26 protein-coding genes are annotated in these 25,323 nt (G+C 34.6%); 19 read left to right on the forward strand and 7 right to left on the reverse strand.

Annotation, left to right across the window (positions count from 1 at the left end):
• Nucleotides 1-2: 2 nt before the first annotated feature.
• From fabF to WR164_RS02325, 7 genes are all read left to right on the forward strand, one after another.
• Entirely contained in the window at nucleotides 3-1,238 is a 1,236-nt protein-coding gene (fabF, locus tag WR164_RS02295) for a beta-ketoacyl-ACP synthase II (protein ID WP_286135950.1), read from the forward strand.
• Between the two features lie 178 nt (nucleotides 1,239-1,416).
• Complete coding sequence (galE, locus tag WR164_RS02300) at nucleotides 1,417-2,424, forward strand: UDP-glucose 4-epimerase GalE (RefSeq protein WP_286135952.1); 1,008 nt, start codon at nucleotides 1,417-1,419, stop codon at nucleotides 2,422-2,424.
• 73 nt (nucleotides 2,425-2,497) lie between these two features.
• Complete coding sequence (locus WR164_RS02305; protein ID WP_286135955.1) at nucleotides 2,498-3,403, forward strand: aldo/keto reductase; 906 nt, start codon at nucleotides 2,498-2,500, stop codon at nucleotides 3,401-3,403.
• 129 nt (nucleotides 3,404-3,532) lie between these two features.
• Nucleotides 3,533-4,429 carry a DMT family transporter gene (locus tag WR164_RS02310; protein ID WP_286135957.1) on the forward strand — a complete coding sequence of 299 codons (897 nt, stop codon included), beginning with the start codon at nucleotides 3,533-3,535 and terminating at the stop codon, nucleotides 4,427-4,429.
• Between the two features lie 251 nt (nucleotides 4,430-4,680).
• Nucleotides 4,681-6,072: an APC family permease gene (locus WR164_RS02315; RefSeq protein ID WP_286135958.1), complete on the forward strand. Its 1,392-nt coding sequence runs from the start codon at nucleotides 4,681-4,683 to the stop codon at nucleotides 6,070-6,072.
• Between the two features lie 181 nt (nucleotides 6,073-6,253).
• Nucleotides 6,254-7,177 (forward strand): DMT family transporter, encoded by a 924-nt coding sequence (locus tag WR164_RS02320; protein WP_286136884.1) that lies wholly within the window; start codon nucleotides 6,254-6,256, stop codon nucleotides 7,175-7,177.
• Nucleotides 7,178-7,218: 41 nt separating this feature from the next.
• On the forward strand, nucleotides 7,219-8,973 hold the full coding sequence (locus WR164_RS02325; protein ID WP_286135959.1) for a putative glycosyltransferase family protein: 1,755 nt from the start codon (nucleotides 7,219-7,221) through the stop codon (nucleotides 8,971-8,973).
• Nucleotides 8,974-8,994: 21 nt separating this feature from the next.
• Here WR164_RS02325 and WR164_RS02330 read toward each other — a convergent pair whose 3' ends face one another.
• Complete coding sequence (locus WR164_RS02330; protein WP_507763356.1) at nucleotides 8,995-9,687, reverse strand: DUF6198 family protein; 693 nt, start codon at nucleotides 9,685-9,687, stop codon at nucleotides 8,995-8,997.
• A gap of 58 nt (nucleotides 9,688-9,745) precedes the next feature.
• Between WR164_RS02330 and WR164_RS02335 the strand changes: the two genes are divergently transcribed.
• Entirely contained in the window at nucleotides 9,746-10,069 is a 324-nt protein-coding gene (locus tag WR164_RS02335; RefSeq protein WP_286135960.1) for a DUF7671 family protein, read from the forward strand.
• A gap of 29 nt (nucleotides 10,070-10,098) precedes the next feature.
• Here the strand turns inward: WR164_RS02335 and WR164_RS02340 are convergent, their stop codons facing one another.
• Nucleotides 10,099-10,341, reverse strand: coding sequence for a P8 family protein (locus tag WR164_RS02340; protein ID WP_286135961.1), 243 nt, complete (start codon nucleotides 10,339-10,341; stop codon nucleotides 10,099-10,101).
• A gap of 176 nt (nucleotides 10,342-10,517) precedes the next feature.
• On the opposite strand from WR164_RS02340, the gene WR164_RS02345 reads away from it, so the two are divergent.
• Complete coding sequence (locus tag WR164_RS02345; protein WP_286135962.1) at nucleotides 10,518-11,042, forward strand: TetR/AcrR family transcriptional regulator; 525 nt, start codon at nucleotides 10,518-10,520, stop codon at nucleotides 11,040-11,042.
• 59 nt (nucleotides 11,043-11,101) lie between these two features.
• Here WR164_RS02345 and WR164_RS02350 read toward each other — a convergent pair whose 3' ends face one another.
• Entirely contained in the window at nucleotides 11,102-11,305 is a 204-nt protein-coding gene (locus tag WR164_RS02350; protein WP_286135963.1) for a cold-shock protein, read from the reverse strand.
• Nucleotides 11,306-11,655: 350 nt separating this feature from the next.
• Between WR164_RS02350 and WR164_RS02355 the strand changes: the two genes are divergently transcribed.
• The 8 genes from WR164_RS02355 (at nucleotide 11,656) to WR164_RS02390 (ending at nucleotide 20,474) form a co-directional block, all read left to right on the forward strand.
• On the forward strand, nucleotides 11,656-12,669 hold the full coding sequence (locus WR164_RS02355; RefSeq protein ID WP_286135964.1) for an ABC transporter ATP-binding protein: 1,014 nt from the start codon (nucleotides 11,656-11,658) through the stop codon (nucleotides 12,667-12,669).
• Nucleotides 12,662-13,642, forward strand: a complete 981-nt coding sequence (locus tag WR164_RS02360; RefSeq protein ID WP_286135965.1) for an ABC transporter ATP-binding protein — start codon at nucleotides 12,662-12,664, stop codon at nucleotides 13,640-13,642. The genes WR164_RS02355 and WR164_RS02360 overlap by 8 nt, the downstream gene beginning before the upstream one ends.
• Nucleotides 13,642-14,601 carry an ABC transporter permease gene (locus WR164_RS02365; RefSeq protein WP_286135966.1) on the forward strand — a complete coding sequence of 320 codons (960 nt, stop codon included), beginning with the start codon at nucleotides 13,642-13,644 and terminating at the stop codon, nucleotides 14,599-14,601. Before WR164_RS02360 ends, WR164_RS02365 begins: the two co-directional genes overlap by 1 nt.
• A 13-nt stretch (nucleotides 14,602-14,614) precedes the next feature.
• Nucleotides 14,615-15,562 (forward strand): ABC transporter permease, encoded by a 948-nt coding sequence (locus WR164_RS02370; RefSeq protein ID WP_286135967.1) that lies wholly within the window; start codon nucleotides 14,615-14,617, stop codon nucleotides 15,560-15,562.
• A gap of 99 nt (nucleotides 15,563-15,661) precedes the next feature.
• Nucleotides 15,662-17,455 carry an ABC transporter substrate-binding protein gene (locus WR164_RS02375; RefSeq protein ID WP_286135968.1) on the forward strand — a complete coding sequence of 598 codons (1,794 nt, stop codon included), beginning with the start codon at nucleotides 15,662-15,664 and terminating at the stop codon, nucleotides 17,453-17,455.
• Nucleotides 17,456-17,698: 243 nt separating this feature from the next.
• The gene (locus WR164_RS02380) at nucleotides 17,699-19,501 is read left to right on the forward strand and encodes an ABC transporter substrate-binding protein (protein ID WP_286135969.1); all 1,803 of its coding nucleotides are present in this window, start codon (nucleotides 17,699-17,701) and stop codon (nucleotides 19,499-19,501) included.
• Between the two features lie 85 nt (nucleotides 19,502-19,586).
• Nucleotides 19,587-20,291, forward strand: a complete 705-nt coding sequence (locus WR164_RS02385; protein WP_286135970.1) for an NAD(P)H-dependent oxidoreductase — start codon at nucleotides 19,587-19,589, stop codon at nucleotides 20,289-20,291.
• Nucleotides 20,292-20,474 carry a hypothetical protein gene (locus tag WR164_RS02390; protein WP_286135971.1) on the forward strand — a complete coding sequence of 61 codons (183 nt, stop codon included), beginning with the start codon at nucleotides 20,292-20,294 and terminating at the stop codon, nucleotides 20,472-20,474. It abuts the gene before it with no gap.
• A gap of 47 nt (nucleotides 20,475-20,521) precedes the next feature.
• Here the strand turns inward: WR164_RS02390 and WR164_RS02395 are convergent, their stop codons facing one another.
• The 4 genes from WR164_RS02395 to thiD (WR164_RS02410) all read right to left on the reverse strand — a co-directional run bounded on the left by WR164_RS02395 (nucleotide 20,522) and on the right by thiD (WR164_RS02410) (nucleotide 24,099).
• Nucleotides 20,522-21,730 (reverse strand): MFS transporter, encoded by a 1,209-nt coding sequence (locus tag WR164_RS02395; RefSeq protein WP_286135972.1) that lies wholly within the window; start codon nucleotides 21,728-21,730, stop codon nucleotides 20,522-20,524.
• Nucleotides 21,705-22,127, reverse strand: coding sequence for a ThiF family adenylyltransferase (locus WR164_RS08415; RefSeq protein ID WP_373876917.1), 423 nt, complete (start codon nucleotides 22,125-22,127; stop codon nucleotides 21,705-21,707). Before WR164_RS08415 ends, WR164_RS02395 begins: the two co-directional genes overlap by 26 nt.
• 332 nt (nucleotides 22,128-22,459) lie before the next feature.
• Nucleotides 22,460-23,269, reverse strand: coding sequence for a bifunctional hydroxymethylpyrimidine kinase/phosphomethylpyrimidine kinase (thiD, locus tag WR164_RS02405; RefSeq protein ID WP_286135974.1), 810 nt, complete (start codon nucleotides 23,267-23,269; stop codon nucleotides 22,460-22,462).
• 20 nt (nucleotides 23,270-23,289) lie between these two features.
• The gene (gene thiD, locus WR164_RS02410) at nucleotides 23,290-24,099 is read right to left on the reverse strand and encodes a bifunctional hydroxymethylpyrimidine kinase/phosphomethylpyrimidine kinase (RefSeq protein WP_286135975.1); all 810 of its coding nucleotides are present in this window, start codon (nucleotides 24,097-24,099) and stop codon (nucleotides 23,290-23,292) included.
• A 162-nt stretch (nucleotides 24,100-24,261) separates the two neighbouring features.
• On the opposite strand from thiD (WR164_RS02410), the gene WR164_RS02415 reads away from it, so the two are divergent.
• Together WR164_RS02415 and WR164_RS02420 are read left to right on the forward strand one after the other, a co-directional pair.
• Nucleotides 24,262-24,384, forward strand: a complete 123-nt coding sequence (locus WR164_RS02415; RefSeq protein WP_286135976.1) for a hypothetical protein — start codon at nucleotides 24,262-24,264, stop codon at nucleotides 24,382-24,384.
• 71 nt (nucleotides 24,385-24,455) lie between these two features.
• On the forward strand, nucleotides 24,456-25,283 hold the full coding sequence (locus WR164_RS02420) for a ribonuclease H family protein (protein WP_286135977.1): 828 nt from the start codon (nucleotides 24,456-24,458) through the stop codon (nucleotides 25,281-25,283).
• Nucleotides 25,284-25,323 lie beyond the last annotated feature (40 nt).

The following is a 25,323-nucleotide window of genomic DNA, read 5'->3' on the forward strand; positions in this document are numbered from 1 at the left end:
ATATGACAAAACGAGTTGCTGTTGTCGGAATTGGTGCCGTTTCACCATTAGGAAATACTGCTAAGTCATTTTTAGATGGTATTTTTAATTCTAAACTTGGGATTGCACCCATCACTCATTTTGATTCTACTGAAACTGGAATTACAAATGCAGCTGAAGTAAAGGATTTTGATGCTACCAAACGCATGGACAAAAGAACTGCTAAACGCATGGATCAATTTTCACGTTATGCAGTTTACAGTGCCATGGAAGCCATGGAACAGGCCGGTTTAAAAGATGGTAATTTTGACCCGGATCAATTAGGTGTCATTTATGGTTCTGGAATTGGTGGTTTAACAACCATCCAAAAGCAAGCTATTAAAATGTACCGCAAGGGCCCCCGTCGAGTTTCACCAATGTTCGTTCCTGATGCAATTGTTAATATGGCTGCTGGTAACATTTCGATTAATTTAAACGCTAGAAACACAAGTCAAGCAATCGTTACTGCTTGTGCAACTGGTTCTAATGCTATCGGTGATGCTTACGAACGGATTATGGATGGTCGTGCTACTTACATGATTGCTGGTGGTTCTGAAGCTTCCATTAATGAATTAGGAATTGCTGGATTTGCTGCCATTCATGCTTTGTCAGACGCTAAGGATCCTAAGAAAGCTTCAATGCCTTTTGATAAGGATCGTCGTGGTTTCGTCATGGGTGAAGGTGCTGGAACATTAGTATTAGAAGACTATGACCATGCTAAGGCCCGTGGTGCTAATATCTTAGCTGAGTTAGCTGGTTATGGTACCACTAGTGATGCCTATCATTTAACTGCTCCTGATCCAAATGGCCGTGGTGCAATTAATGCCATGAAGCAAGCTGTTGAAGATGCTGGATTAACAACTAATGACATTGATTATATTAATGCTCATGGAACCGCTACTTCTGATAATGATTCTGCTGAAGCAAAGGGGATTGCCAAGTTATTTAGTGATAACGACCATGTTTTGACAAGTAGTACTAAGGGTATGATTGGTCATGCATTAGGTGCTGCTGGTTCATTAGAGGCTGTTATTTCAGTTGGTGCACTTCAAAGAAATCAGATGCCAGTTAACGTCGGGGTTGAAAATCAAGATCCTGAATGCAAGATTAATTTAGTTAATGATGATAACAAAAAGTCACATGATGTTAATTCTGTCATCAGTAACTCATTCGGCTTTGGTGGCCATAATTCTGTTTTGGCATTTAAAAAGGCTAATTAAAAAATAAATCTAATTTAAAAATGACTTATGATTGCTAACGCGGTTATAAGTCATTTTTTGATTGAAGTATTAAGAACAATATTTTAAAATTGAAAGTTAGATACTAGCTTTTAAAGTTAGTTTAGCTGAAAAATAATTTTGAATTTCTAAATAAATCTATGATTAAGGGATGGAAATAATGGCTGAACAAAATAAAAATGTTTTAGTAGCTGGTGGGGCTGGATATATTGGTTCCCACATGGTTAAAAAATTACTTGATGAGGGATACCACGTTGTCGTTTTAGATAATTTATCAACTGGTCATAAAAAAGCAATTGATCAGCGAGCAAAATTTTATGAAGGTGATACCCGTGACAAAGCTTTCTTAGACCGTGTTTTTCAAAATGAAGACATTAATACTGTCATTCACATGGATGCTTTTTCAATTGTTCCAGAATCAATGAAGAATCCACTGAAATACTTTGATAATAACGTTATTGGGATGATTAAACTATTGGAATCAATGGTTGATAACCACGTTCCAAACATTGTCTTTTCATCAACGGCTGCTACTTTTGGTAATCCAAAGGGGAACCGCAAAATTACTGAAAAGGATCCGCAGAATCCAATTAATCCCTATGGTGAAAGTAAATTAATTATGGAAAAAATCATGAAATGGGTTTCAAAGGCTAATCATTTACACTACGTTGCATTAAGATACTTTAATGCCAGTGGTGCGGATGCATCCGGTAAGATCGGCGAAGATCACCATCCAGAAACTCATTTGATTCCTATTGTCATGCAGACCGCTTATGGGCAAAGAAAGAATTTACAAATTTTTGGTGATGATTACGATACTCCTGATGGGACTAATGTTCGTGATTATATTCACATCAATGACCTAGCAGATGCTCATATTTTAGCAATGAAATACTTAAATGAAGGTCACAAGAGTGATTCATTTAATTTAGGTTCTTCCAAGGGCTTTTCTGTCAAACAAATTGTTGATACGTCCAGGGATGTAACTGGCAAGCCGATTCAAGCTAACGACGCACCGAGAAGACCTGGGGATCCGGACACATTAGTTGCTGATAGTACGAAAGCTAAAAAAGTTTTACACTGGAAGCCTAAATACGGAATTCATGATATTGTTAAAACGGCTTGGAATTGGAAAGAAAAACATCCAGAAGGCTATCAAAAATATTAAACACATTGCTTGAATTAACCTTTAAAAATCGTTAATATTTATTTTGGAAAGTTAATTAAAGGGAGGTCGTATCATGAAAAGAGAACAAGGATTAGAATTAACCACAACTCTTAATAATGGTGTTAAGATGCCACGTTTAGGTTTAGGGGTTTGGAAGACTGATAATGCAAGTGCTGCACACTCTGTAAAAGTAGCCATTGAAAAAGGTTATCATTTGATTGATACTGCTAAACAATATGGTAATGAAACCGGTGTTGGTAAGGGTATTAAAGAAGCTCTTAAAGAAACTGGCATGAACCGTAATGATTTATTCGTTACCACTAAGTTATTTAATGGTGATCAAGGATATGACAGTACCCTCCACGCTTTTGAAAATACTTTAAAGCGCCTTGATTTAACTTATGTTGATTTATACCTAATGCACTGGCCAGTTGATGGTAAGTACATTGATAGTTGGAAAGCAATGGAAAAATTATACCGTGAAGGTAAAGTTCGTGCCATTGGTATTTCTAACTTTGATAATAAGCGTTTACAAAACTTATTAAATCACAGTGATATCGTTCCTGCTGTTAACCAAATGGAAACTAATCCAATTAACCAGGAAAAAGATATCGTTGAAACTAATAACCATGATGGAATTCAAATCGAAGCATGGTCTCCACTCGGTGGTGGTGAATCATTAAGTGATCCAGAAATTCAAAAGTTAGCTAAGAAGTACAATAAATCAGCTGCTCAAGTCATTTTACGTTGGGACTTACAACGTGGCTTCGTTACCATTCCAAAGTCATCTCATGACAAACGCATTATTGAAAACAGTGATGTTTTTGATTTTGAATTATCAGATGATGATGTTAAGACCATTAATGGTTTAGACAAAGGCAAACGTAGTCTTTGGTACAATGACTTTGCATGGCATGGTGGTAAAACCGTCGACGATGTTGATAAGTGGGATGATTCACCTGCTAACTACAAAGATTAATTTAATTGATTAAAAAATTTAAAATCTAAAAGGGACTTTAGAATTAATTTTAATTCTAAAGTCTTTTTTTGCCCCATCTAAACTGTGTTATAATTGGAATATTCGTTTTTTAGTTAGGGGCAAATAATTTTGGATCATCAAAGAAAATTAACGGGTGTTGTTATGGCAATCACTGGGGCTCTTTTATGGGGAATTCAAGGACCGGTTTCCCAATTTCTGTTTCAAGATGCTTACTTTTCTCCAGAATGGTTAATGGGAATTAAAATGCCAATTGCTGGCATTTTAATTTTACTCTTTAATAAATTTGTCAAACGGCAGCCGATTACTCAAATTTGGCATCATAAATCTGATTTACTAATTTTAATTTTATATTCAATCATTGGATTAGCAGCCGTCCAATATTTATACTTAGTTACCGTTAAATTTAGTGATGCTGGGGTTGCAACCATATTACAAAGCTTAGGAACTGTGATTATTGTGATCTTGTCTGCCATAATTTATCACCATCTACCTAATAAAGGGGAAATTGTTGCAGTTATTATGGCTTTGATTGGAACTTGGTTATTAGTTACTAAGGGTGACTTGAACCATCTATCAATTAGTGGAACGGCATTGATTTTAGGATTATTATTGGCTTTTGCTGGTGCCGCTCAAACGATGCTGCCAGTTCAAATTTTGAAACACTTTAATTCATTAGTCATTGTTGGCTGGGCAATGGTGATTGGTGGGATTATTTTTATGTTAATTCACCCGATCTGGCATAATTTTCCCCACTTTACAGTTGGGACGTTCCTAGGAGTGGCCTTCATTGTTTTGTTCGGTACGATGATGTCCTTTTTATGTTTTATTCAAAGCTTGAACTATGTATCACCAACCGTTGCTGGATTATTAGATACTTTTGAGCCGTTAGCGGCAACATTAGGATCCATTATATTTTTAGGAACTTCATTTAATGTATATGAGATTGTAGGTGGCGTCTTTGTGATTAGCACGGTCTTTATCCTGGCTGTTTCTAATTCAAAATAGATTTTAGGGTTGCATTTTAATTAAAAATTGATTAATATTATTAGTAATAATTAATAATACTTAATCAGAGGTGAATCATAATGAACAATAATAGTGTTGACTTTTTAATTAGTTAAATTAACTATTTTTAGTGATTTATGATTTGATTAAGCACTGGAAATTGTTTATAAATTGGAACTGCTAGTGCTTGAACTTGAGTGCTAGTTTATGAAACTAGCACTTTTTTGTTGGTGTTAAAGGAAGGATTTAGAATGCATAATTTATTATCGCGAGTATTGCAAAAGGCATCACTTGATGACTATATTTCAAAAGATAAAAAAATGGAACGCTCACTAACGTCTAAAGATTTAATCTTAATGGGAGTTGGCGCGGTCATCGGTGCCGGAATTTTTATTACACCCGGTGAGGTTGCCGCCCAATCGGCCGGTCCCGGAATTATGATTTCATTCTTAATTGCAACGTTAGTCTGTTCAACGAGTGCCATGTGTTATGCCGAATTTTCTTCTGCATTACCAATTGCCGGAAGTGCTTATTCATATGGCAGCATCATTTATGGTGAATTAATGGGTTGGATTTTAGGATGGGCCCTAATTTTAGAATATATGTTGGCAGTTGCATCGGTTGCTTCAGGCTTTTCTGCTTACTTACAATCTTTTCTATCAGGCTTTGGATTAAAAATTCCAACCGCTTTAAGTGGTTATTTTGATCCAGCTCATGGAACATACATAAATATCTTTTCAGTTTTGATTGTTCTTTTGATTGCTGCCATTTTATTCATTGGCGCTAAATCTTCAACCAGGATTAATGATATTATTGTTGTTATCAAATTACTAATTATTTTATTGTTCTTAGCCGTTGGATTCTTTTATATTAAACCTGCTAATTGGTCACCATTTTTACCATTTGGAATGAAAGGGGTTCTTCATGGGGCCTCGTTAGTATTCTTTGCATACCTTGGATTTGATACTGTTTCATCAGCCGCTGCTGAAGTTAAAAATCCTAAAAAATCAATGCCCGTTGGAATTATTGGAACTTTAATTATTTGTACGATTTTATATATTTTAGTCTCAGTTGTTTTAACCGGGATGGTTTCTTACAAGCATTTGAACGTCGCTGATCCAGTATCATTTGCATTACAGGTGGTTGGCCAGGGTAAATTAGCCGGAATCATCTCATTAGGTGCCATGGCCGGAATGTTCACAATGATGATGATGATGATTTACAGTATTTCACGTTTGATTTATTCCATTGGACGTGATGGACTACTACCTAAATTTTTAGGGAAAGTCAACGCTAAACACCGGGTTCCAACCAATAGTATTGTGATTGTAACAATTATTATTGCAATCATGAGTGGCTTTGTTTCACTTGATAAATTAATCAGTTTGGTTAACATTGGAACTTTAATTGCATTCACATTTATTTCACTTGGCATTATTCCATTGAGAAAACGGGATGATATTAAGGATCAAAACGGATTTAAAGTCCCATTCTATCCATATTTACCGATTATTTCAGCATTGCTGTGCTTGCTTTTGTTATCACAAATTTCAATTGATACATGGATTTTTGCTTTGATTTGGTACGCATTTGGTTTAGTTATTTACTTCACATACGGAGTTCCACATAGTCATCTTAATTAAAATCCAATCAATTATTAATTATTTTATCTTATAATACGTTTTAGATTAAAATAAAAAGGTTGTTTCTAAAACCAAATAATAATATGATGATATTATTGTATGTTTAAATTACACTTTAGCTTTAACGCTAAAGTGTTTTTTAAATTTAAATCAATTTTAATAAGGTGGAATAATTTTGAAAATGACAAGCCAGTCTTCAAATGATGTCATGAAGGGGATTATGTGGGCCATTTTAGCGTCGGCCTCATTTGGTGTTTCAGGAACGGTTTTACAATTTGCGTCTCAAAATGAAGCAATCCCTGCATCCTGGTTCTTATCAGCCCGGACATTGACCTGTGGAATTATTTTGTTAGTTTTAGGATTTTGTATGTATGGTAAACATATTTTTGATGTTTTTAAAGATAAAACTTCAATTATGTGGCTATTTGCATATGGTGTTTTTGGCTTAGGAGCCAATCTTTTAACTTTTTATAAAAGTATTCAAAGTGGTAATTCTGCGGCATCAACAATTTTACAATACTTAGCACCCATCTTTATTGTCATTGGCGGGGTAATATTTAAACATCATAAACCGGTAGCTAGTGATTTATTGGTATTTGGAATTGCATTGCTAGGTGTTTTCCTGTCAATTACCAAGGGGAATATTTACCAACTTGACATCCCCGTTAATTCTTTGATTTGGGGTATCTTTTCTGGAATCACAGCAGCTTTATATGTAACATTGCCAAGACCATTATTAAAACACCACCATCCAATTATTATTTTAGGATGGGGGACTTTTATTTGTGGGATCCTGTTTAATTTAAATCATCCAATTTTCTCCAATGCACCGACCTTAAAATCAGGGGTAATTCTTAGTGTGTTAGCAACGGTGATTCTAGGAACCATTTTCCCGTTCCTTTCAATTTTGCATGCTTCTAAATTTGCTTCTTCAGAAGTAGTTAGTTTGGTTGATGCAACCCAACCAGTGGTAACATTTATTTTGAGTATTATCTTTTTCCATATTCAAATTAATTTTGTTGAAATTTTGGGAACCGTTTTAGTAATTTTAGCAATTTATCTGCTACAATTTTTCCATCACCGGATGGCACTTGGCTCAAATTAATTTTTAATCATTAAACATAAATGTTGGAAGGAAAGTTAGCTGTGAAAGAAACAATCAAAAAGTGGACGCCATATTTATTAATTATTATTTTTGCGTTCATCATCGTTTTTCCTCAAATTAAATCAAATGCTTACATTATTGGCATTGATTCAATATTTCATATGAATCGCTTTTATGATGCTGCCATGCAATTAAAGACGGGGCATTTTAGCTATTTTCAATCATTCTTTGGTTTCCAACATTCTGGCCGGATTATCAATGCATTGTACGGTCCACTATTTGCGTATGTCAATGGTGCCATACTATTAGTTGTTGGTAGTTGGGTGAAATATCAAGTCATTAGTTCATTGGCAATTATGATCATTAGTGGCTGCTTAATGTATCACTTAGCAATTTATAACCATGCCAATCGATTTTCTGCAACCGTGGTTTCATTGATTTATATTTTATCTGATCCTATTTTTAGCTGGGTTTCCGGTCAACAATTTACGGGATGGGGAGCTGCTTTTCTACCGTGGTTGATGTTATCCGGTAGTCAGATGCTGCGTGAACACAAAGTCCATATTATTCAATTAGCGCTATCGATGACCATTTTGCTGCAAACCCATATTATGAGTAGCTTGGTTGGCACAATTGCATTAATTCCGTTTTTTATTGTTGGATGGATGCATGCTAACAATCGTTTTAAAATGTTTCGGGATGGCGTTTTAGCAACTTTACTAACTTTGGTCTTATCAGGCAACGTTTACGGTGGGATGTTCGATATCTATTCATCTAATCGATTAATATCGGTTGCTCCTCAAGCTGATTTAGATCAGGATGCATTGGCAATTTTTCAAAAACAGGATACGATTTTAAATCCGGTATATTTAATTCTATTTTTATTGACACTCGTCTTCTTGATCTGGGCTTTTAAAAGAATTAGTACCAGTTTGAAGACAATCACAATTGTTGGTTTAGTATTTTTATGGGTATCTTCATTTCTTTTCCCGTGGAATACACTTTCTTCATGGTTTCCAAGCATTACATATTTGATTCAAATGCCAAAAAGGTTTGATGTAATTGCGTATATTTTATTGCTGACATCCATTAGTGTGTTCTTTTCAAATCTTACTATTAAAATGGTTAGTCCAATCGTTAAAAACGGATTTTTATTAATTTCATTTGGCATCCTTTTCTTTCAAGCAACGTCGATTATTCATGAAGATATTAAGGATTGGAATTCAATCCAAGTGGTTAGTAATAATCATGATATGAAATTTCAGACGGCTGACCCGAAAGCTCTTCGTGAATCATTAACGAGTAATAATTTAAGTGATCCATTGTACTTGATGACGAAGGCAACGCCAGACTATTTGCCGATTAAGGAGCAGTTATTGCCAATTGGATCGATCGGCTACTATAATTTTCATCCATATGGCAATTACGACCGGCAGGTAATTTTAAGGCAATTACATTATCCATTGACCGAGAAAGTCTATCACAGTAACGAATTAGTGGTTAGCTGGATGAATCATCGTGATCACCACCATCAAAAGGGTTTACCAGTGATTAAATACGCCCATACCGTTGTAACGTTTAATGGAAAAACCTTACAACACCCAACTACATCCAATATTGGTTCGGTCATTGTGAATGCAAAACCAGGATGGAACCAGGTCACCTTAACCTATGAAGCCGGGTTATTCTTTAAATTAACTTCATATCTAACGTGGGTTGGCTGGCTATCATTATTGGCATTTGCCATTCAAGATTGGATCAAAAAAATAGCACTGCGATTTAAATTTAAATCGTAATGCTTTCTTAAATGTTTAATATTAATTTGAAATGTTTTCACTTGGTTTAAAATTATGAATTAGACTTTTCCAAACGTATTTGTCAGCGGTGGCAATCAACATTCCGTTGAAAATAATGGAATAAATGGTACCAACGTTAACGGAGTAAACTTTACCAGTAATAAAGAAACAAATGATGATGATCACAATTGGCGGTAACATATCCGTTAATTGAGAAAAGATGGCGCTCCCGTGCATGTATTTAAACCGAAGAATATTAGTCGTGTCATCGTTTGGGTGCATAAATAAATTAGCTCGTTGGTACAAAGAAATTGCGATGCAAAAGAGGGTAACTCCCATAATCGACATGGGAATTCTTAAGATTGGCGACCATTGGTTTAATTCCCAGCTAGTAAACAGGTTAGTAAACCAGTTTACCATGTAACTGAAGAATGAAATATAAACGATTTCTTCGATCAATCTAACGATATCTAGATGTTGAATTAAAAATTGATTGGTAATTGTGTTCAAAATTCCAAAGCAAAAGATTAGGATGCCAACTTGAAATCCAGTGATATTGTGGATGTTGACGGCAGCAGCGGTCCAAATACCTGAACCAAAGTTGGATACAATTGTGAATCCGTTCCCCATCGCATTGATAATTAGACCAATGATTAACGCGATGATCCTAGTTGACATTGAATTATTATGAATATTTTGACTAAATTTAAACATCTCCCGTGAAATTAGTTATTGAAATGGATGAAAATTTGATTTTAGATAGGAAATGAAAATGAAAGGTAAGTATAAAGTTAATCGTTATATCGGACTGCCGGTGGAAACTGACCGTTCCGGAAATTATGTCATTAAAAAAGACCAGAAGGGTAATTTTAAATTTCATCAATGGCGGACTGGCAAACATACTAAAGGGCATTTCAAAGGCGTCGGTCAAATTTTCTTAACTGAAAATAATTTGATGGTGGCGGTTATTGATTACGCGCCGGTGAGATTTAACCACCGCCATGAATACACACCACTGCAACGTTTTACATCCGCTTTTCTTACCCAAGATCAATATGACCGCACAAAAAAAGTTCTTAAATCCAAACGGAAATAAGAACTTTTTTCTATAAAGAGGTTGTTGGATTATTTCTTTAAAAGAGAAGTAACCTTAGCCTTTAAATCGTCGTCGCTCATATCTAAATATGGTTCGACTTCGTCGGCTGTTTTCATAGTATCATGATTGTCGGCTTCCATATAATGATTCCAAATAGCGTCTCTAACTGGGTTATCATCTTTACTCCAATCAAAAACGTCGCTCATTTTTTCATCAATTAATTGAGAATGTTCGAATTTCTTATCTAACTTCTCAGCTTCTGCTTTATCCATAACAACAATTCCTCCTTATGAAGTTCATGATACAATTATCATTATAATACATTTTTAAGAAATTGTTTATAAAAATCTACTATAAATTTTAGAATAATTCACTGTATATTTCTAGTAAAAAGTAAATAATTGCTTTATCATAATATTTATACCATCAAAAATAATTGAGGCAAACTATGCGAAATAAATATAAAACAAGGGATAAGATTATTAATGGCTTTTTAGAGCTTTTAAAGGATCATTCCTATCAAGAAATCACAATTAAAGATATTTGTAAAAAAGCAAGCGTATCACGAATGACTTATTACCGTAATTTCCACACCAAGGAAGATTTAATTAATTATCATTTTAATCAAATCTTTTTAGTGTTTATTAGAAGGCTGGCAACTAGCCACAATAAGTCAATTATTGATATTGCCACGATTTTCTTTACCCTAATTAAAGAAGATCAGTTCGTCATGAAGATGATTGTTAGAAACCATCTTTCAATGATTTTACTAAATCGACTTAAGTATTATATTGAAGGATTAATCGATGAAAACGTCTTAAAAACCCGTGAAGAATCATCGAAATTATTAGTTTCATTAATTGCGGGTGGACTAACTGAAATTATTATCACGTGGACAGAGGATGATATGAAGGAATCTATTTCATCGCTTGCTATTTTTGCTTCTAAATACATGCATTTTAAAATTAAGTAATAAAAAAAGGTTCATCAGAAAAATCTGATGAACCTTTTTACTATTAATAATTATTTTTATTAGTCATCAATAGGTGTAACGTTGGCAGCTTGGGGACCACGGTCTCCTTGTTCAACATCTAATGTAACTTTTTGACCATCGTCTAAAGTCTTGAAGCCATCCTTGTTGATTGCTGAATAGTGGACGAATACGTCACCATTGTCAGTGTTAATAAAACCGTAACCTTTGTCGGCGTTGAACCATTTAACTGTACCTTGTTCCATAATAATGAAACCTCCTAAAAAAATTTTAATGTATCTTAGTGAATCTCTGAAAATTAAAAGGAAGTTACTTCACAATTACATGAAACAAATTAACCTTAAAACATCGAAACCATTTAACACATTAGTTGTACTATATCAGTATATCGGAATATTGTCAATGATAACTACAAAAAAATTGATTTTTTTTAAATATTAATGGTAATTAACGGATTATAAGTGATTATGAGTGAAAAATTAAAATAATATTAAAAATACTATTGAAATTTAATTTAATGTTAACTATACTATTATTAATATCAAATTTAGGAAATTATCATTTAATTTTCATTTAAGAATTGAGGGTTGGATACATGGCAAAGCAATTTTTAGATATTAAGGATGTTAATACGTCTTTTGAAATGGATGGCAAGTACTATAATGCCATTTCAGATATTAATCTTCATGTCAATAGTAATGAATTTCTAGCTGTTGTTGGAGAATCTGGATGTGGTAAAAGTACCCTTGCTAAGACCATTATGGGATTACATGACCCTGCTTATACGAAAATAAGCGGCCAAGTTGATTTTGAAGGGCATGATCTTTTAAAGATGAGTGAGAAACAGTTAAATCATTATCGTGGAAGTAAGATGGGAATGATTTTTCAAGATCCATTATCATCTTTGAACCCTTTGAAGAAAGTTAAGGATCAGATTAGTGAATCATTAGACTACCATACTAAATTAAATAGTAAGCAGAAAAATGATCGTGTGATTAAATTATTAGGTGAAGTTGGAATTGATGATCCAAAGTTAATTGCCAATGAATTTCCTTACCAATTATCCGGTGGGATGAGGCAAAGAGTCTTAATTGCAATTGCAATTGCTTGTGAACCAGATTTAATTATTGCTGATGAACCAACAACTGCTTTGGATGTTACGATTCAAGCTCAAATTTTGGATGTTTTAAGAAAAATTAGAAAAGAAAATCATTCCAGTATCATTTTAATTACCCATGATTTAGGGGTCGTTGCTGATACAGCGGATCGAGTTGCTGTTATGTATGCTGGACAAATCGTTGAAGTTGGTACGGTTCAACAAATTTTTGAACATCCACTTCATCCGTACACCCGTTCATTATTAAGATCAATGCCTGAACTGAACACTACCAGTGATGATTTATACGTCATTGATGGACAAGTTCCTTCATTAAAGAAGATGCCAAAGACTGGTGATCGGTTTGCACCAAGAATTCCATGGATTAAGGCTTCAGAACACGAAAAGAATCCAGTGATGCACGATGTTGGTAACGAACACTTCGTAAGATGTTCTTGCTATAAGCACTTCTATTTCCCAGATCAAAAAAAGGTAAGTGAAAATAATGGATGATTTAATGCAAATTAAAGATTTAAAAGTGTACTATCCAGTTCGTGGTGGATTTTGGAACCGAATTGTTGATTGGGTTAAAGCTGTTGATGGGATCAGCTTCAATATCAAGGCCGGTGAAACTTATGGTCTAATTGGTGAATCCGGTTCTGGAAAATCGACCACTGGTAAATCAATTTTAGGATTACAAAAGGTAACAAGTGGTTCCATTAAATATAATGGCCACGATGTTACTAAAAAATCGGTTCGCAGATCATTGAAATATAATCATGATGTTCAAATGATTTTTCAAGATCCGCAATCATCTTTGAACCCTGAAAAAAGGGTGGAAGAAATCATTGCCGAACCACTTAGAAATTTTGAACATTTAAGTAAACATCAGGAAAAATTAAGGGTCTTACAATTATTAGATATCGTTGGTTTAGATCCAGATGCCTTATATAAGTATCCATTTCAATTCTCTGGTGGTCAAAGACAAAGAATTGGAATTGCTAGGGCAGTTGCCACAAATCCAAAGTTAATTGTTGCTGATGAACCCGTTTCAGCTTTAGATTTATCGGTTCAAGCTCAAGTATTGAACTTTATGAAAAAAATTCAGCGTGAATTTAATATTTCATACCTCTTCATTTCTCATGATTTAGGGGTCGTTAGACATATGTGTGACAACATCGCCATCATGAACCACGGCCGTTTGGTAGAAGTTGGCACGAAGGAAGATATTTATAAACACCCGGTTCATATTTATACCAAACGATTGTTAGCCGCCATTCCAAGCATTGACGTTGAACACCGTGAAGAACACCGTGCTGAACGAAAACGAATTGAAAAAATTTATCAAGATAAAAAGGATTTCTATTACGATCAAAATGGCAAGGCATTTCCACTAACTAAGATTTCACCAACTCATTTTGTCGCTTTACCAAAAGATAAATTAAGACAGCTAAATGTATCAACAGATGAGGAGGTCGAATCATAATGTGGAAGACAATTTTAAGAAGAGTATTGATTATGATCCCCGAATTAATCATTTTGAGTGTTTTAGTTTTCTTAATGGCCAAAGCAATGCCAGGGGATCCATTTACCGGCCAGATTAATCCGAAAGACTCATTAACCCAAATTCATCATTTAATGAGAATTAATGGATTATACGATCCATGGTACGAGCAATACTGGCACTGGGTTGTTCATCTATTCCATGGTGATTTAGGAACTAGTTATGAATATCAAGAACCAGTGACAAGAATTATTGCCCAAAGAGCTGGCAATACCTTATGGTTAGCTCTACTAACAATGATTTTAACCTATGTGATTGCATTACCATTAGGAATTTATGCTGGTCGTCATGAAGGTCACTTACAAGATACATTAGTTCGTATTTATACATACGCAACCATGTCAGTACCATTCTTCGTTGTTTTGGTACTAGGTAGTTGGATCTTCGGATATGGATTGAACTGGTTCCCAACCAGCGGCTCTGTATCACCGACTGCATCAGGATTCTTACCAGTATTACTATCTAGATTAGGGCATATGATTTTACCTGCTGTTCTAGGTGCTTTGTTTGCTACTTCTAGTATTACCCAGTACTTACGGTCAGGAATTATTGATGCAAAACATTCTGATTATGTCATGACCGCTCAATCTAAAGGGGTTCCAATGAAGGCAATTTATAAGCACCATATCTTCAGAAATGCTTTGCTTCCAATTGCTGCCTTTGCTGGTTACTCCATTACCGGATTACTTGGTGGATCAATCTTCGTTGAACAGATTTTCTCATATCCTGGGATGGGCCTACTATTCTTGAATGCCATTAACTATCGTGATTATACAGTTATTACCGCCTTAGTCCTTCTTTATGGATTTCTAAACTTAATGGGAACATTACTTTCAGATATTGCATTAAGTGCGATTGATCCAAGAGTAAGAGTAAAGTAAGGGGGTAAATAAAATGAGTACGAATGAATTTAATCAATCATCACATGTTTCTCAAGCTGAAATGGATAAATTAGAAAAGAGTGCTGAAAGAAATGCTGCTCCGTCAACGTTAAAATTGATTTGGCATGAATTCGTAGCTAATAAAATGGCATTAATTTCTTTGATTATCTTAGTTGGCTTCATCCTGTATGTCATTATTGCTTCAATGTTTATGAACACGTCGCAAGTCATGCAAACTTCCATCATGAATTACTTTGCAAAACCATTTACACCGGGATTCTTCCTCGGAGCTGATCAATCAGGGCGTTCAATCGTTGATCAATTGATCATTGGCTCTAGAAATTCAATTGGGATTGCGATTGGCTTGACCGTGATTTCATCAACATTTGGAATTTGCTACGGCCTGATTTCTGGATATGTCGGTGGAAAATCTGATTTAGTGATGCAAAGAGTATATGACTTCTTCATGATTATTCCAATCATGATGATGATCATTGTTATCGTTGATATTATTCCAAGCTATAATGCAATCACATTAACTTTGATTCTATCTTGCTTCTACTGGTTAGGAACTGAGCGTTTGATTCGTTCACAGACCCTTTCGGAAGTTAACAAAGAGTATGTATTAGCTTCAAAAGCATCTGGAAGTGGTCCATTAAGCATTATCTTTAAACAAATTATGCCAAACATCGCTTCATTAATTATTGTGGATACAACGTTATCATTTGCAGAAAATATTGGAGTTGAAACTGGACTTTCATTCTTAGGCTTTGGTCTTCCAGATGGTACGCCATCACTTGGAACTTTAATTGGAAATGCAAGTAGTGCTGATAACATTACTAATTACTGGTGGACATGGTTACCAGCAACAATCGAAATTATCATTCTATGTTTAGCAATTAGTTATATTGGTCAAGCATTAAGAAGTTCAGTCAACGTCATTCAAAGACATAATAGTTAATAATATATGCTTATTTAAAGGGGATGATTATTGGTTGTCAATTAAATTATTAGGTGGATCACAGAGTTGATTTTGATTTAAAAAGGGGAGTTAAAGACAATGAGTAAATATAAGAAATGGTTGGCTGCCGGTGCAGTCATGCTATCTGCTGGATTATTCGCAGCTTGTTCTAGTAGCCAATCACAAGTTAAGTCAGGATATAAACCGTCTGTTAAGTTATCTCAAACGTATGATAACCCAAATAAAACTTCGTCTACATACAATAATGGGACATTAAAAGTAGCAGAATTCAATAATTCACCATTTGCTGGGATTACCGATCCAGTATTACAATCTAATGCTGAAGATCAAGACATGTTTGATCCTGGTGGCAATGATCAATTATTCTTCGTTAATAGCAAGAATGAAATTGTTAACGGTGGTTTAGCTAACTTAAGTTTAGATAAGAAAGCTAAAACTGCAACTGTTACTGTTAGAAATAATGCTAAGTGGTCGAATGGGATGCCGGTTACTGCTAAGGATGTTGAATATGCTTATGAAGTCTTAGGCAATAAGAACAGTAATAGTCAGCAATTTAGTCCAGACATGCAAGATATTCAAGGAATGGCTGCCTACCATGCTGGTAAAGCTAGTTCTATTTCTGGAATTACCATGCCTAAAGGTCCTAAGGGTAAGGTAGCTGTTCTACACTTTACAACCTTTGCTCCTTCATTGAAGTATTCTGGTAATTCAGTCATGTGGGACTCAGTTGAACCATATGAATATGAAAAGAACGTTCCAATTGCTAAGTTGAGTTCATCTAATCAAGTTCGTAAGAACCCGATCTTCACTGGTCCTTATAAACTAAGTAAGATGGTTGATGGTGAATCAACTAGTTGGGTTCCAAACAAATATTACTTTGGTAAGAAACCACAAATTCAACACATTAACATCCAAGTTGTTTCTGAAGATGATTTTGCTGCTTCATTGAAGTCAAAGAAATTTGACTTTCCAATTACTAATGGTCAAAGTAGTGAATATCCAAATGTTAAGAATTTAAGTGACTATACTATTGTTGGCAAAGAAGGTACGGGTTATGATTACTTTGGCTTTAACCTTGGTCATCTAGACACTAAGACTCAAACGAGTGTTATGGATCCAAATGCTAAGATGGGCAACGTTAAGTTAAGACAAGCCATGATGTATGCATTAGATCAAGGTGCATTGGTTAAAAAGTTTGATTATGGTATGGGTTGGTTCCCGAATACCTTAATTTCTCCATACTTTAAACAGTACTATAATTCTAAGACCCCATATTATAAGTATAATATGAGTAAGGCTGAAAAATTATTAGACCAAGCTGGTTATAAGAAGCATGGTAAGTGGCGGACCCAACCAAATGGAAAACCATTAACAATTAATTTCGGTGCAATGCAAGCCACATCATCTCAAACTGCTGAATATAATTATTACTTACAACAATGGCATAAATTGGGCTTGAATGTTCAATATGCTGGTGGTAAACCAATGGAAATGAATAAATTCTATGATACCTTAGAAAAACCAAAGCAAAGTCAAATGGATATCTTTGCTGGTGCATTTGGTGTTAACGCTGAACCAACCCCAACTGGTATCTATGGTGCCGATGCTTCATTCAATATGGGTCACTTTGTTACTAAGAAAAATACCCAGTTGATGGATAACATGAATAATGATAAAGCCTGGAATAATAGTTATAGAGTAAAACAGTTTAAAGATTGGCAAACATACATGGCACAACAAGCTGCCTACGTTCCAACAAGTATGACTATGAATTGGACACCTGTTAACCACCGTGTTAAGGGTTACAGTGTTGCTAGTGATGATAACGAATTCTGGAGTAATCTAGCATTAACTGCTTCAAATCCAAAATAAGTTTAATCATTAACTAATAATAAAAATACCTTTAAGATTTGATATTATCAAACCTTAAAGGCGTTTTTTTGCTTTTTACACTAATCCTATTTTAATTTTGTAACGTCTGTGTTACACTATTTCTAATGAAACTTATTGAAATCTAATTTGATTGATCCTGAAGGGGGGTAAATTACTTATTGAGTCAATTAATTCAATGGTTTCTTTGAAAATTGACAATTAAATAGTTAGGAAGTAATTTGAATGAATAAATATCGAAAGTGGCTTACCGCAGGAGTTGTCATGCTATCGACAGGATTATTTGCTGCTTGTTCAAACAGTAATAGTTCTCAAGTGAAGTCAGGTTATAAACCGTCAGTGAAGTTGTCCCAAACATACCATAATCCGAACGAAACAAATTCTACATATAATAACGGGACATTAAAACTAGGTGAGTTCTATAATTCACCATTTGCTGGGATTACTGATCCGGCTTTGACTTCAATGGAAGAAGATACCGACATGTTTTCACCCGGTGGTGGCGACCAACTTTTCTTCGTTAACAATAAGGATGAAGTTGTTAACGGTGGTTTAGCTAATTTGAAATTAGATAAAAAAGCTAAGACAGCAACGGTTACAGTTAGAAACAATGCTAAGTGGTCAAATGGGATGCCAGTTACTGCGAAGGATGTTGAATATGCTTATGAAGTGTTAGCTAATAAGGACAGTAAAACTCAACAGTACGATTCAGACATGGAAAGTATTAAAGGCCTAGCTGCTTACCATACTGGTAAAGCTAAAACTATTTCTGGAATTACGATGCCAAATGGTCCAAAGGGTAAAGTCACCGTTTTGCACTTCAGCAATTTTGCACCGTCACTTAAATATGCTGGTAATTCAGTTATGTGGGATGCCGTTGAACCATATGAATATGAAAAGAACGTTCCAATTGGTCAGTTAAGTTCATCTAAACAGGTTCGTAAGGATCCTATTTTTACCGGTCCTTATAAGATGAGCAAGATGGTCGATGGTGAATCAACTAGTTGGGTTCCAAACCAGTATTACTTTGGTAAGAAAGCTCAAATCAAACATATTAATATCCAAGTTGTCTCCGGTGATAACTTCTATTCATCATTAAAAGCTAAAAAGTTTGATTTTCCAGTTAGTGATGTAACTAACCCAGCATCTGAATTTCCAAACGTTAAAAATTTAAGTGACTATAAAGTAGTTGGTAACTTAGGAACCAGTTATGATTACTTTGGCTTTAACCTTGGACACTTAAATCCGAAGAATCAAACGAATGTTATGGATCCACATATGAAGATGGGCAATGTTAAATTAAGACAAGCAATGATGTATGCCTTAGATATCGGAACCCTTCGTAAGAAATTTGATTATGGCTTAGGTTGGTTCCCGAATACCTTAATCTCTCCATATTATAAGCAGTATTATAATTCTAAGACACCGTATTACAATTACAATATGAAGAAGGCTAACCAATTGTTAGATCAAGCTGGTTATAATAAACATGGTAAGTGGCGAACTCAACCAAATGGCAAACCATTAACCATTAACTTTGCTGGGCCACAAGGAAATGCTTCAACTAATGCTCAATACGAATATTATCTTCAACAGTGGCGTAAGTTAGGTTTAAATGCTCAATTCACGAGTGGCAAACCGTTAGAATTTAATAAACAGTATTCAATCTTAGAAAAACCAAAACAGAATCAGATTGATGTTTGGCAAGGTGCATTTTCAGTATCAGCTGAACCAACACCAACTGGTGAATACGGCGCAAGTGCTACCTTTAACATGGGCCACTTTGCTACTAAACGGAATACTCAATTATTAAACAATATGAATAATAGTAAAGCTTGGAATAATAATTACAGAACCAAGCAGTTCAAAGATTGGCAAACTTATATGGCTAATCAAGCCGCTTACGTTCCAACTAGTATGGAAATGAACTGGAATCCAGTTAACCAACGTGTTAAAGGATACAGTTTAGCTACTGATAATAATGAATTCTGGAGTAATCTAGCATTGACGGCTTCGAATCCAAAATAAGAATAATTAAATTAAATAACATCATCAATTAATTTGATGGTGTTATTTTTTGTTTTAGATTAAAATGTTCCTTGAGGTGAATTTATTGAAAACACTTGTCATTATTTCGCATCCAGACATTAAAACTTCGACCACGCAAGCTTTTTTACGGGATGCCCAAAAGAACTTAAAACAGGTAACTTGGCATCCACTGGATGTTTTATACTCAAACTATCAAATTCAAATTGAAAAAGAACAACAACTATTAACCCAATTTGACCGCATTATTTTCCAATTCCCAATGTACTGGTACAGTTCGCCGGCATTATTGAAGAAGTGGGAAGATGATGTCCTTACCAGAAACTTCGTTTATTTAAGTGAACAAGCTAGTCTAAAGGGAAAAGAGTTAGGAATCGTGACTTCACTTGGAATGCCGCTTCGTGAATACCAGCGTGGGGGTGTTGAGAATTTTAGTATTTCTGAAATGCTGATCCCGTATCAAGCATTGGCTAAGCGTGCTGGGATGAAATTTCTAAAGCCGTTTGTGATTTCACAGTTTGCTTATATGACCAATCAAAAACGGGCCAAGTGCTTGATTGACTACCAAAATTACATTACTAATCCCAAATATGACCATTTTGCTAACTACGAGAAGTGGATGATCCAACAATTGAATGAATTTAAACAGACTTTACCAGATGACAAACAATTAATTTTTCAAACGGTAATTGACCAAATTCAAAATAATGCCGATCAATTAGCTGAATTGAATTGGGAAGTTAACATGATGAAGAAAAAAGAGGGGTATTAAATGGATTCGAACACTTTGAAATGGTTATTGGATGAATTGAATAAATACCAGGATAATGAGCAATTATTTGCTAAAAGAGCATTGCTAGAACAAACAAAATCATTAGTGAAGGAACAGTCTAAACGTATCAACGAACGCCAAGATGAATTGGATGGCCGGATGTGGAGTCCGGATAAATGGTAAAAAAGTAAGTCGAATCTCAAATTTTTGAGGTTCGACTTTTAGTCTTATTAATTATTACTAGGTTTTAACTTAATCATGATTAATAGTAATATTCCAAATAGGATTGTTATAATTCCTGTGATTTGCCATAAAATTAATGTATGAACGTGGATTAAAGCTGTAAAATAACTAGTGACAGAAAAAATTGCAAAAGTTGTTGTTGTTAATGCATGCATTGACGAAATATCCCCAACATTGTAAGAACGATACATTAATTTTTCAAAAACATTTCCAGACATTCCCATCACAATTCCTGCAATTAAAAGTAATCCAAGACGAATAATATTAGGAAGTGGAAATGTAATGAATAAAAAGCATGCTCCTGAAATTAAATAATCACATACGAAGAATACAGGTGCTTGCCATTTAACGAATGGTGCTAAAAATCCACCAATAAAATCACCAATTTTTTGAATTGAACTTACGAATGAAAAGAAAGCAACTGCTACGCCGATTTCTTTCATCGTTAATGGCAGTAATTCAAATAATAATCCACTGATACCACCAAGGATTGCTTCGAACAAAATGATTAAGAAAGCTGGCATTGTGTGAGTGAATTGATGAAGTTGCTTAAAAAATTGATGAAAATAAGTAAACTTTGAATTATTTTCGGATGGATTTTGAACATCTAAAGAATTATTATATTTAATCAATGCATAGCAAATAATTCCTATTGGTGGGGTAATAAAACTAATCATTAATAGCCAAGTACTTCCACCGATTAATAGTATGAAAGAACTAATGATGTCGACTAAGATTGTTAAACCTGAGCTCATAAAATATTGAAAATCAACTGAACGTTCAATTTCTTCTTCATTTTCGTTAAAAACAACTGGAATAAATCCAACTTCAACTGAAGTGGAAATAGTTGTGGAAATATTTAATAAAAAATATAAAACGGCAATTAATATAATTGATTTGTGCTCTAGTAATAAAAATCCTGATAAACAGATACAAAAAAAAGCAATTAGTTGTAGAATTATTAAAATTCTTTTGTTATTATGGATATTTCCGAGAATTGGCGCCCCAATGGCAATGAATGCTGGTGGAATAGCCGCAATAATTCCGAATAATCCAAGTAGTGAAGACGTTGCATTATACTGTTGAGCTAATATATATAATAATACAGTATTAAAAATACTATTGCCAATTAGTAATAAGCTTTGTCCTGACAATAATTGAATTAAATTTTTAAGATCGCTTTTTGGAAATATCATATTTTAACACCTTCCACCCATCCATATCAATTTGGATTGCTGTTGTAGGGGTACGTAAACTCGTTAATAACATTACAACATAATAAGAGACCATACTTGCAACCATGAAAGTAGCTGGTGCAATTACAGATGTTGGAATTTCACTATTTATCATTGATTTATTTGTTATAGCATTATCATCTAGAAAATCACTTATATTAATTGTTTTTCCTGGTATTTTTGCAACTGTGTTTATTGTTGTAGAAGCATATGATCCAAAAATAACTGGAATATTATATTTAGTTGATGCCTTATCAAAGAAAATATCTATGCCAAATGGTTTGTCTGCACAATTAATAACTAAATTTGGAGATTTTTTAAATATTTCATCCGGTTTCCGTAACGCCAGTAATTTAATTCTTCAACTGTCATAATTTTCACCTCATTATATTTATTGAATATAAGTATAATATTATTTAAGTTATTTGTAAATACTTTTTTAACCATTTTTTAATCATTTACTAATTATTATCATTTAAAGTTTATTTTATATTTATTGCTCTTAATTATAATAAAAAGAACCGATTTTTAGTAATTAAAACTAAATCTCAGTTCTTTTTTGTGTAAAAAAGGACTAGTTTAAACTAGTCCTAAAATTGAATTCTGTAAAAAAATAATTAATTAATATTACTGTTTCCAGAATATTTTAATGCTTTTTAATGTTACTGTATAATTATGTTTTAACTAATTTTATTTTTGAAATTTAACGTAGTGATTAATGGGGCCTAATTTATGGCCAACGTTAATCACATGTTTTATGGCATCATCAACGTATGATTTAGCTTCTATAATGGATGCTTTAACATCCATTCCTTTTGCTAAGTTAGCGGTAATGGCAGCCGATAGGGTATCGCCGGTGCCATCCTTATGATGGGTTGGGTAGTACTGACCACTAAGCCAAAAGTCATGGTGTGATTTCAAAAGCACGTAGTCTTTAACAACTTTGCGGTTAGCATTATCATTTTTGCCCTTAATCATGATGTTGTTAGCACCTAATTCTTGTAAAACTTCTGCCACTTGTTTCATATCCTGATCTGATTTAATTTGAATCCCGGATAATTTTTGGGATTCATAAAAATTAAGGGTCAGAACGTCTGCAATCGGGATTAATTTCCGTTTTAAAGTTTTGATGGCGGAATTTTCTAATAACATTTCACCATGATTGCTGGCGATGACGGGATCAACGACAAGAGGACCCAAATCATATTTAGTATAATTTTTATAAACGGCATTAATTAAATTAGCATCAGCCAGCATTCCCGTTTTAGATGCCTTAATTTTAAAATCGTCGGCAATGTCCTTGAATTCTTGGTTGATAAAATCAATCGGTAGTTTATGAATGACATGGACACCATATGAATTACCGGCAACACAGGCAGTTAGAACGGAAGTCCCGTAAACATGTTCAGCAAAGAGGGTGTGTAAATCAGCTTGCATGCCAGCTCCGCCACCATTTTCAGAACCGGCAATCGTCAACGCCTGTGGGAAATCATTGATCATTTTAAAAATCCTTTGATGCTTTATTTTTGAAATTTAACGTAGTGGTTGATGGGACCGAACTTGTGAGCAACGTTAATCCCGTGTTTAATGGCCGCATCAACGTATGCCCTGGCTTCTTTAATCGAATCTTCAACGGACTTACCCTTGGCTAAACCGGCAGTAATGGCGGCAGAAAGGGTATCACCAGTCCCATTTTTATGTTCGGTATCGTAGTATTGGCCTGGTAACCAAAGGCTTTTGCCAGATTCCAAGAGAACGTAGTCACGAACGGTGGATTGGTTTTCATTATCATGGCGTCCCTTGATAATGACGCTGTCAGCTCCCATCTGCTTTAATTTCTTGGCAGCTACTTCCATGTCATGATCCGATTTAATTTCCATCTCTGCTAATTTTTGGGCTTCATAGAAATTAGGGGTTAAGACTTTCGCAAGCGGAATTAATTTTTGCTTCAATGCATCAAATGCATCTTGTTTTAATAACATCGCACCATGCTTAGTGACAATCACTGGGTCAACAACCAATGGTCCAAAATCATATTTAGTATAATTTTCATAAACGGTATTGATCAGAGTGGTGTCAGCTAGCATGCCAGTCTTGGAAGCTTTGATATGATAGTCATCAGCTAAATCTTTGAATTCTTGGTTGATAAAATCAACGGGCATGTTGTGGGCAGCATGAATCCCGTATGAATTACCGGCAACGCATGCCGTAATGACGGATGCACCGTAAACATGTTCAGCAAAAAATGTATGTAAATCAGCTTGCATTCCAGCACTGCCATCGCTGTCAGAGCCAGCAATTGTCAATGCTTGTGGAAAATCATTAATCATCTTTAAGCCCTCCTAATAAGTTATTTGATAAAATATTAACATGGTTAGGGGTAATAATCTATTAATTGGTGATTAATTTCAATTTGATTTATAATCATGGTTTGTATTATACTAATAAGAGTATGTTTATACGAATAATTTAAACGAAAAGGAGTAATAATAATGAGAAAATGTCATCCAAATGGCGTTCAAGGCCATCGTCCAATTAGTGCTAAAAAGAATAAAAAACGTGAAAAAGAAGTTCAAAGCTTACAAAAGTTTTTAAGACAAAAACCTGCTAAGTAAATAAAATTGGCCCAGTTGACTTAAATGACTGGGTCATTTTTATTGCAAAAATATTTTATTTGGTGGTCATTATGAGCAAAAAGAAAAAATTCTATGCGGTTGCAAAGGGTCGTCACCCGGGAATTTATCAAACTTGGGATGCAACTCAAAAAGAAGTGAATGGTTTTCCCAGTGCAAAATTCAAAGGCTTTGTAACCCAGCCGGAAGCTAAGGAATACCTTAAGCAAAATTCCAGTTCATCGAAAACATCTAATCAACACTATGATATTCAAATTTATAGTGATGGCGGGTCCCGTAATCATGGTAATCGCAAGGGTGGTCACGTTCATTCGGATGATAAATCAGCGTGGGCATACTTAATTCAATTTGACCATCGCCAGTTTTATGGTTCCGATGGTGAATTTGGTGCTACGAATAATCGAATGGAGATCATGGGCTTTTTGAATGCCTTAAAGTGGTTGCAAAAGCATCGTGATCAAACTAAACATATTTTAGCCGTTTTAGATTCCAAGTATGTTTTAAATGCAGTGACGAAACACTGGCTGAAAGGCTGGAAGAAACGTGGTTGGAAAACTGCCACTGGGGGTCCAGTAAAAAATGCTGAATTATGGAAACGGGTCGATGCCATCTTACCGTCATTTCGCCACTTAGATTTTCATTGGACGAAGGGACATGCTAATAATGATGGAAATAATTTTGTTGATCGTTTATTAAACGAAACGATGGACAAAATGAAAAAAGAACCCCATCATATTAAACGACCAGTTCATGACTATCGTCCAAAAACAAGTGTTAAAAAGCATCATAATCAACATTACAACCAACATTCTAAACGAATTTCGACTGATCAATCAGTTCAGAATTTGAAGAATAATTTTAAACAAATGGGCTTGTTTTAGCTCACTAGAGGAGAAAAAATTTGTTAACAGAAAAAGAAAA

Origin of the sequence: Philodulcilactobacillus myokonensis (assembly GCF_027923585.1) — a bacterium.
Lineage (GTDB): Bacteria > Bacillota > Bacilli > Lactobacillales > Lactobacillaceae > Philodulcilactobacillus > Philodulcilactobacillus myokonensis.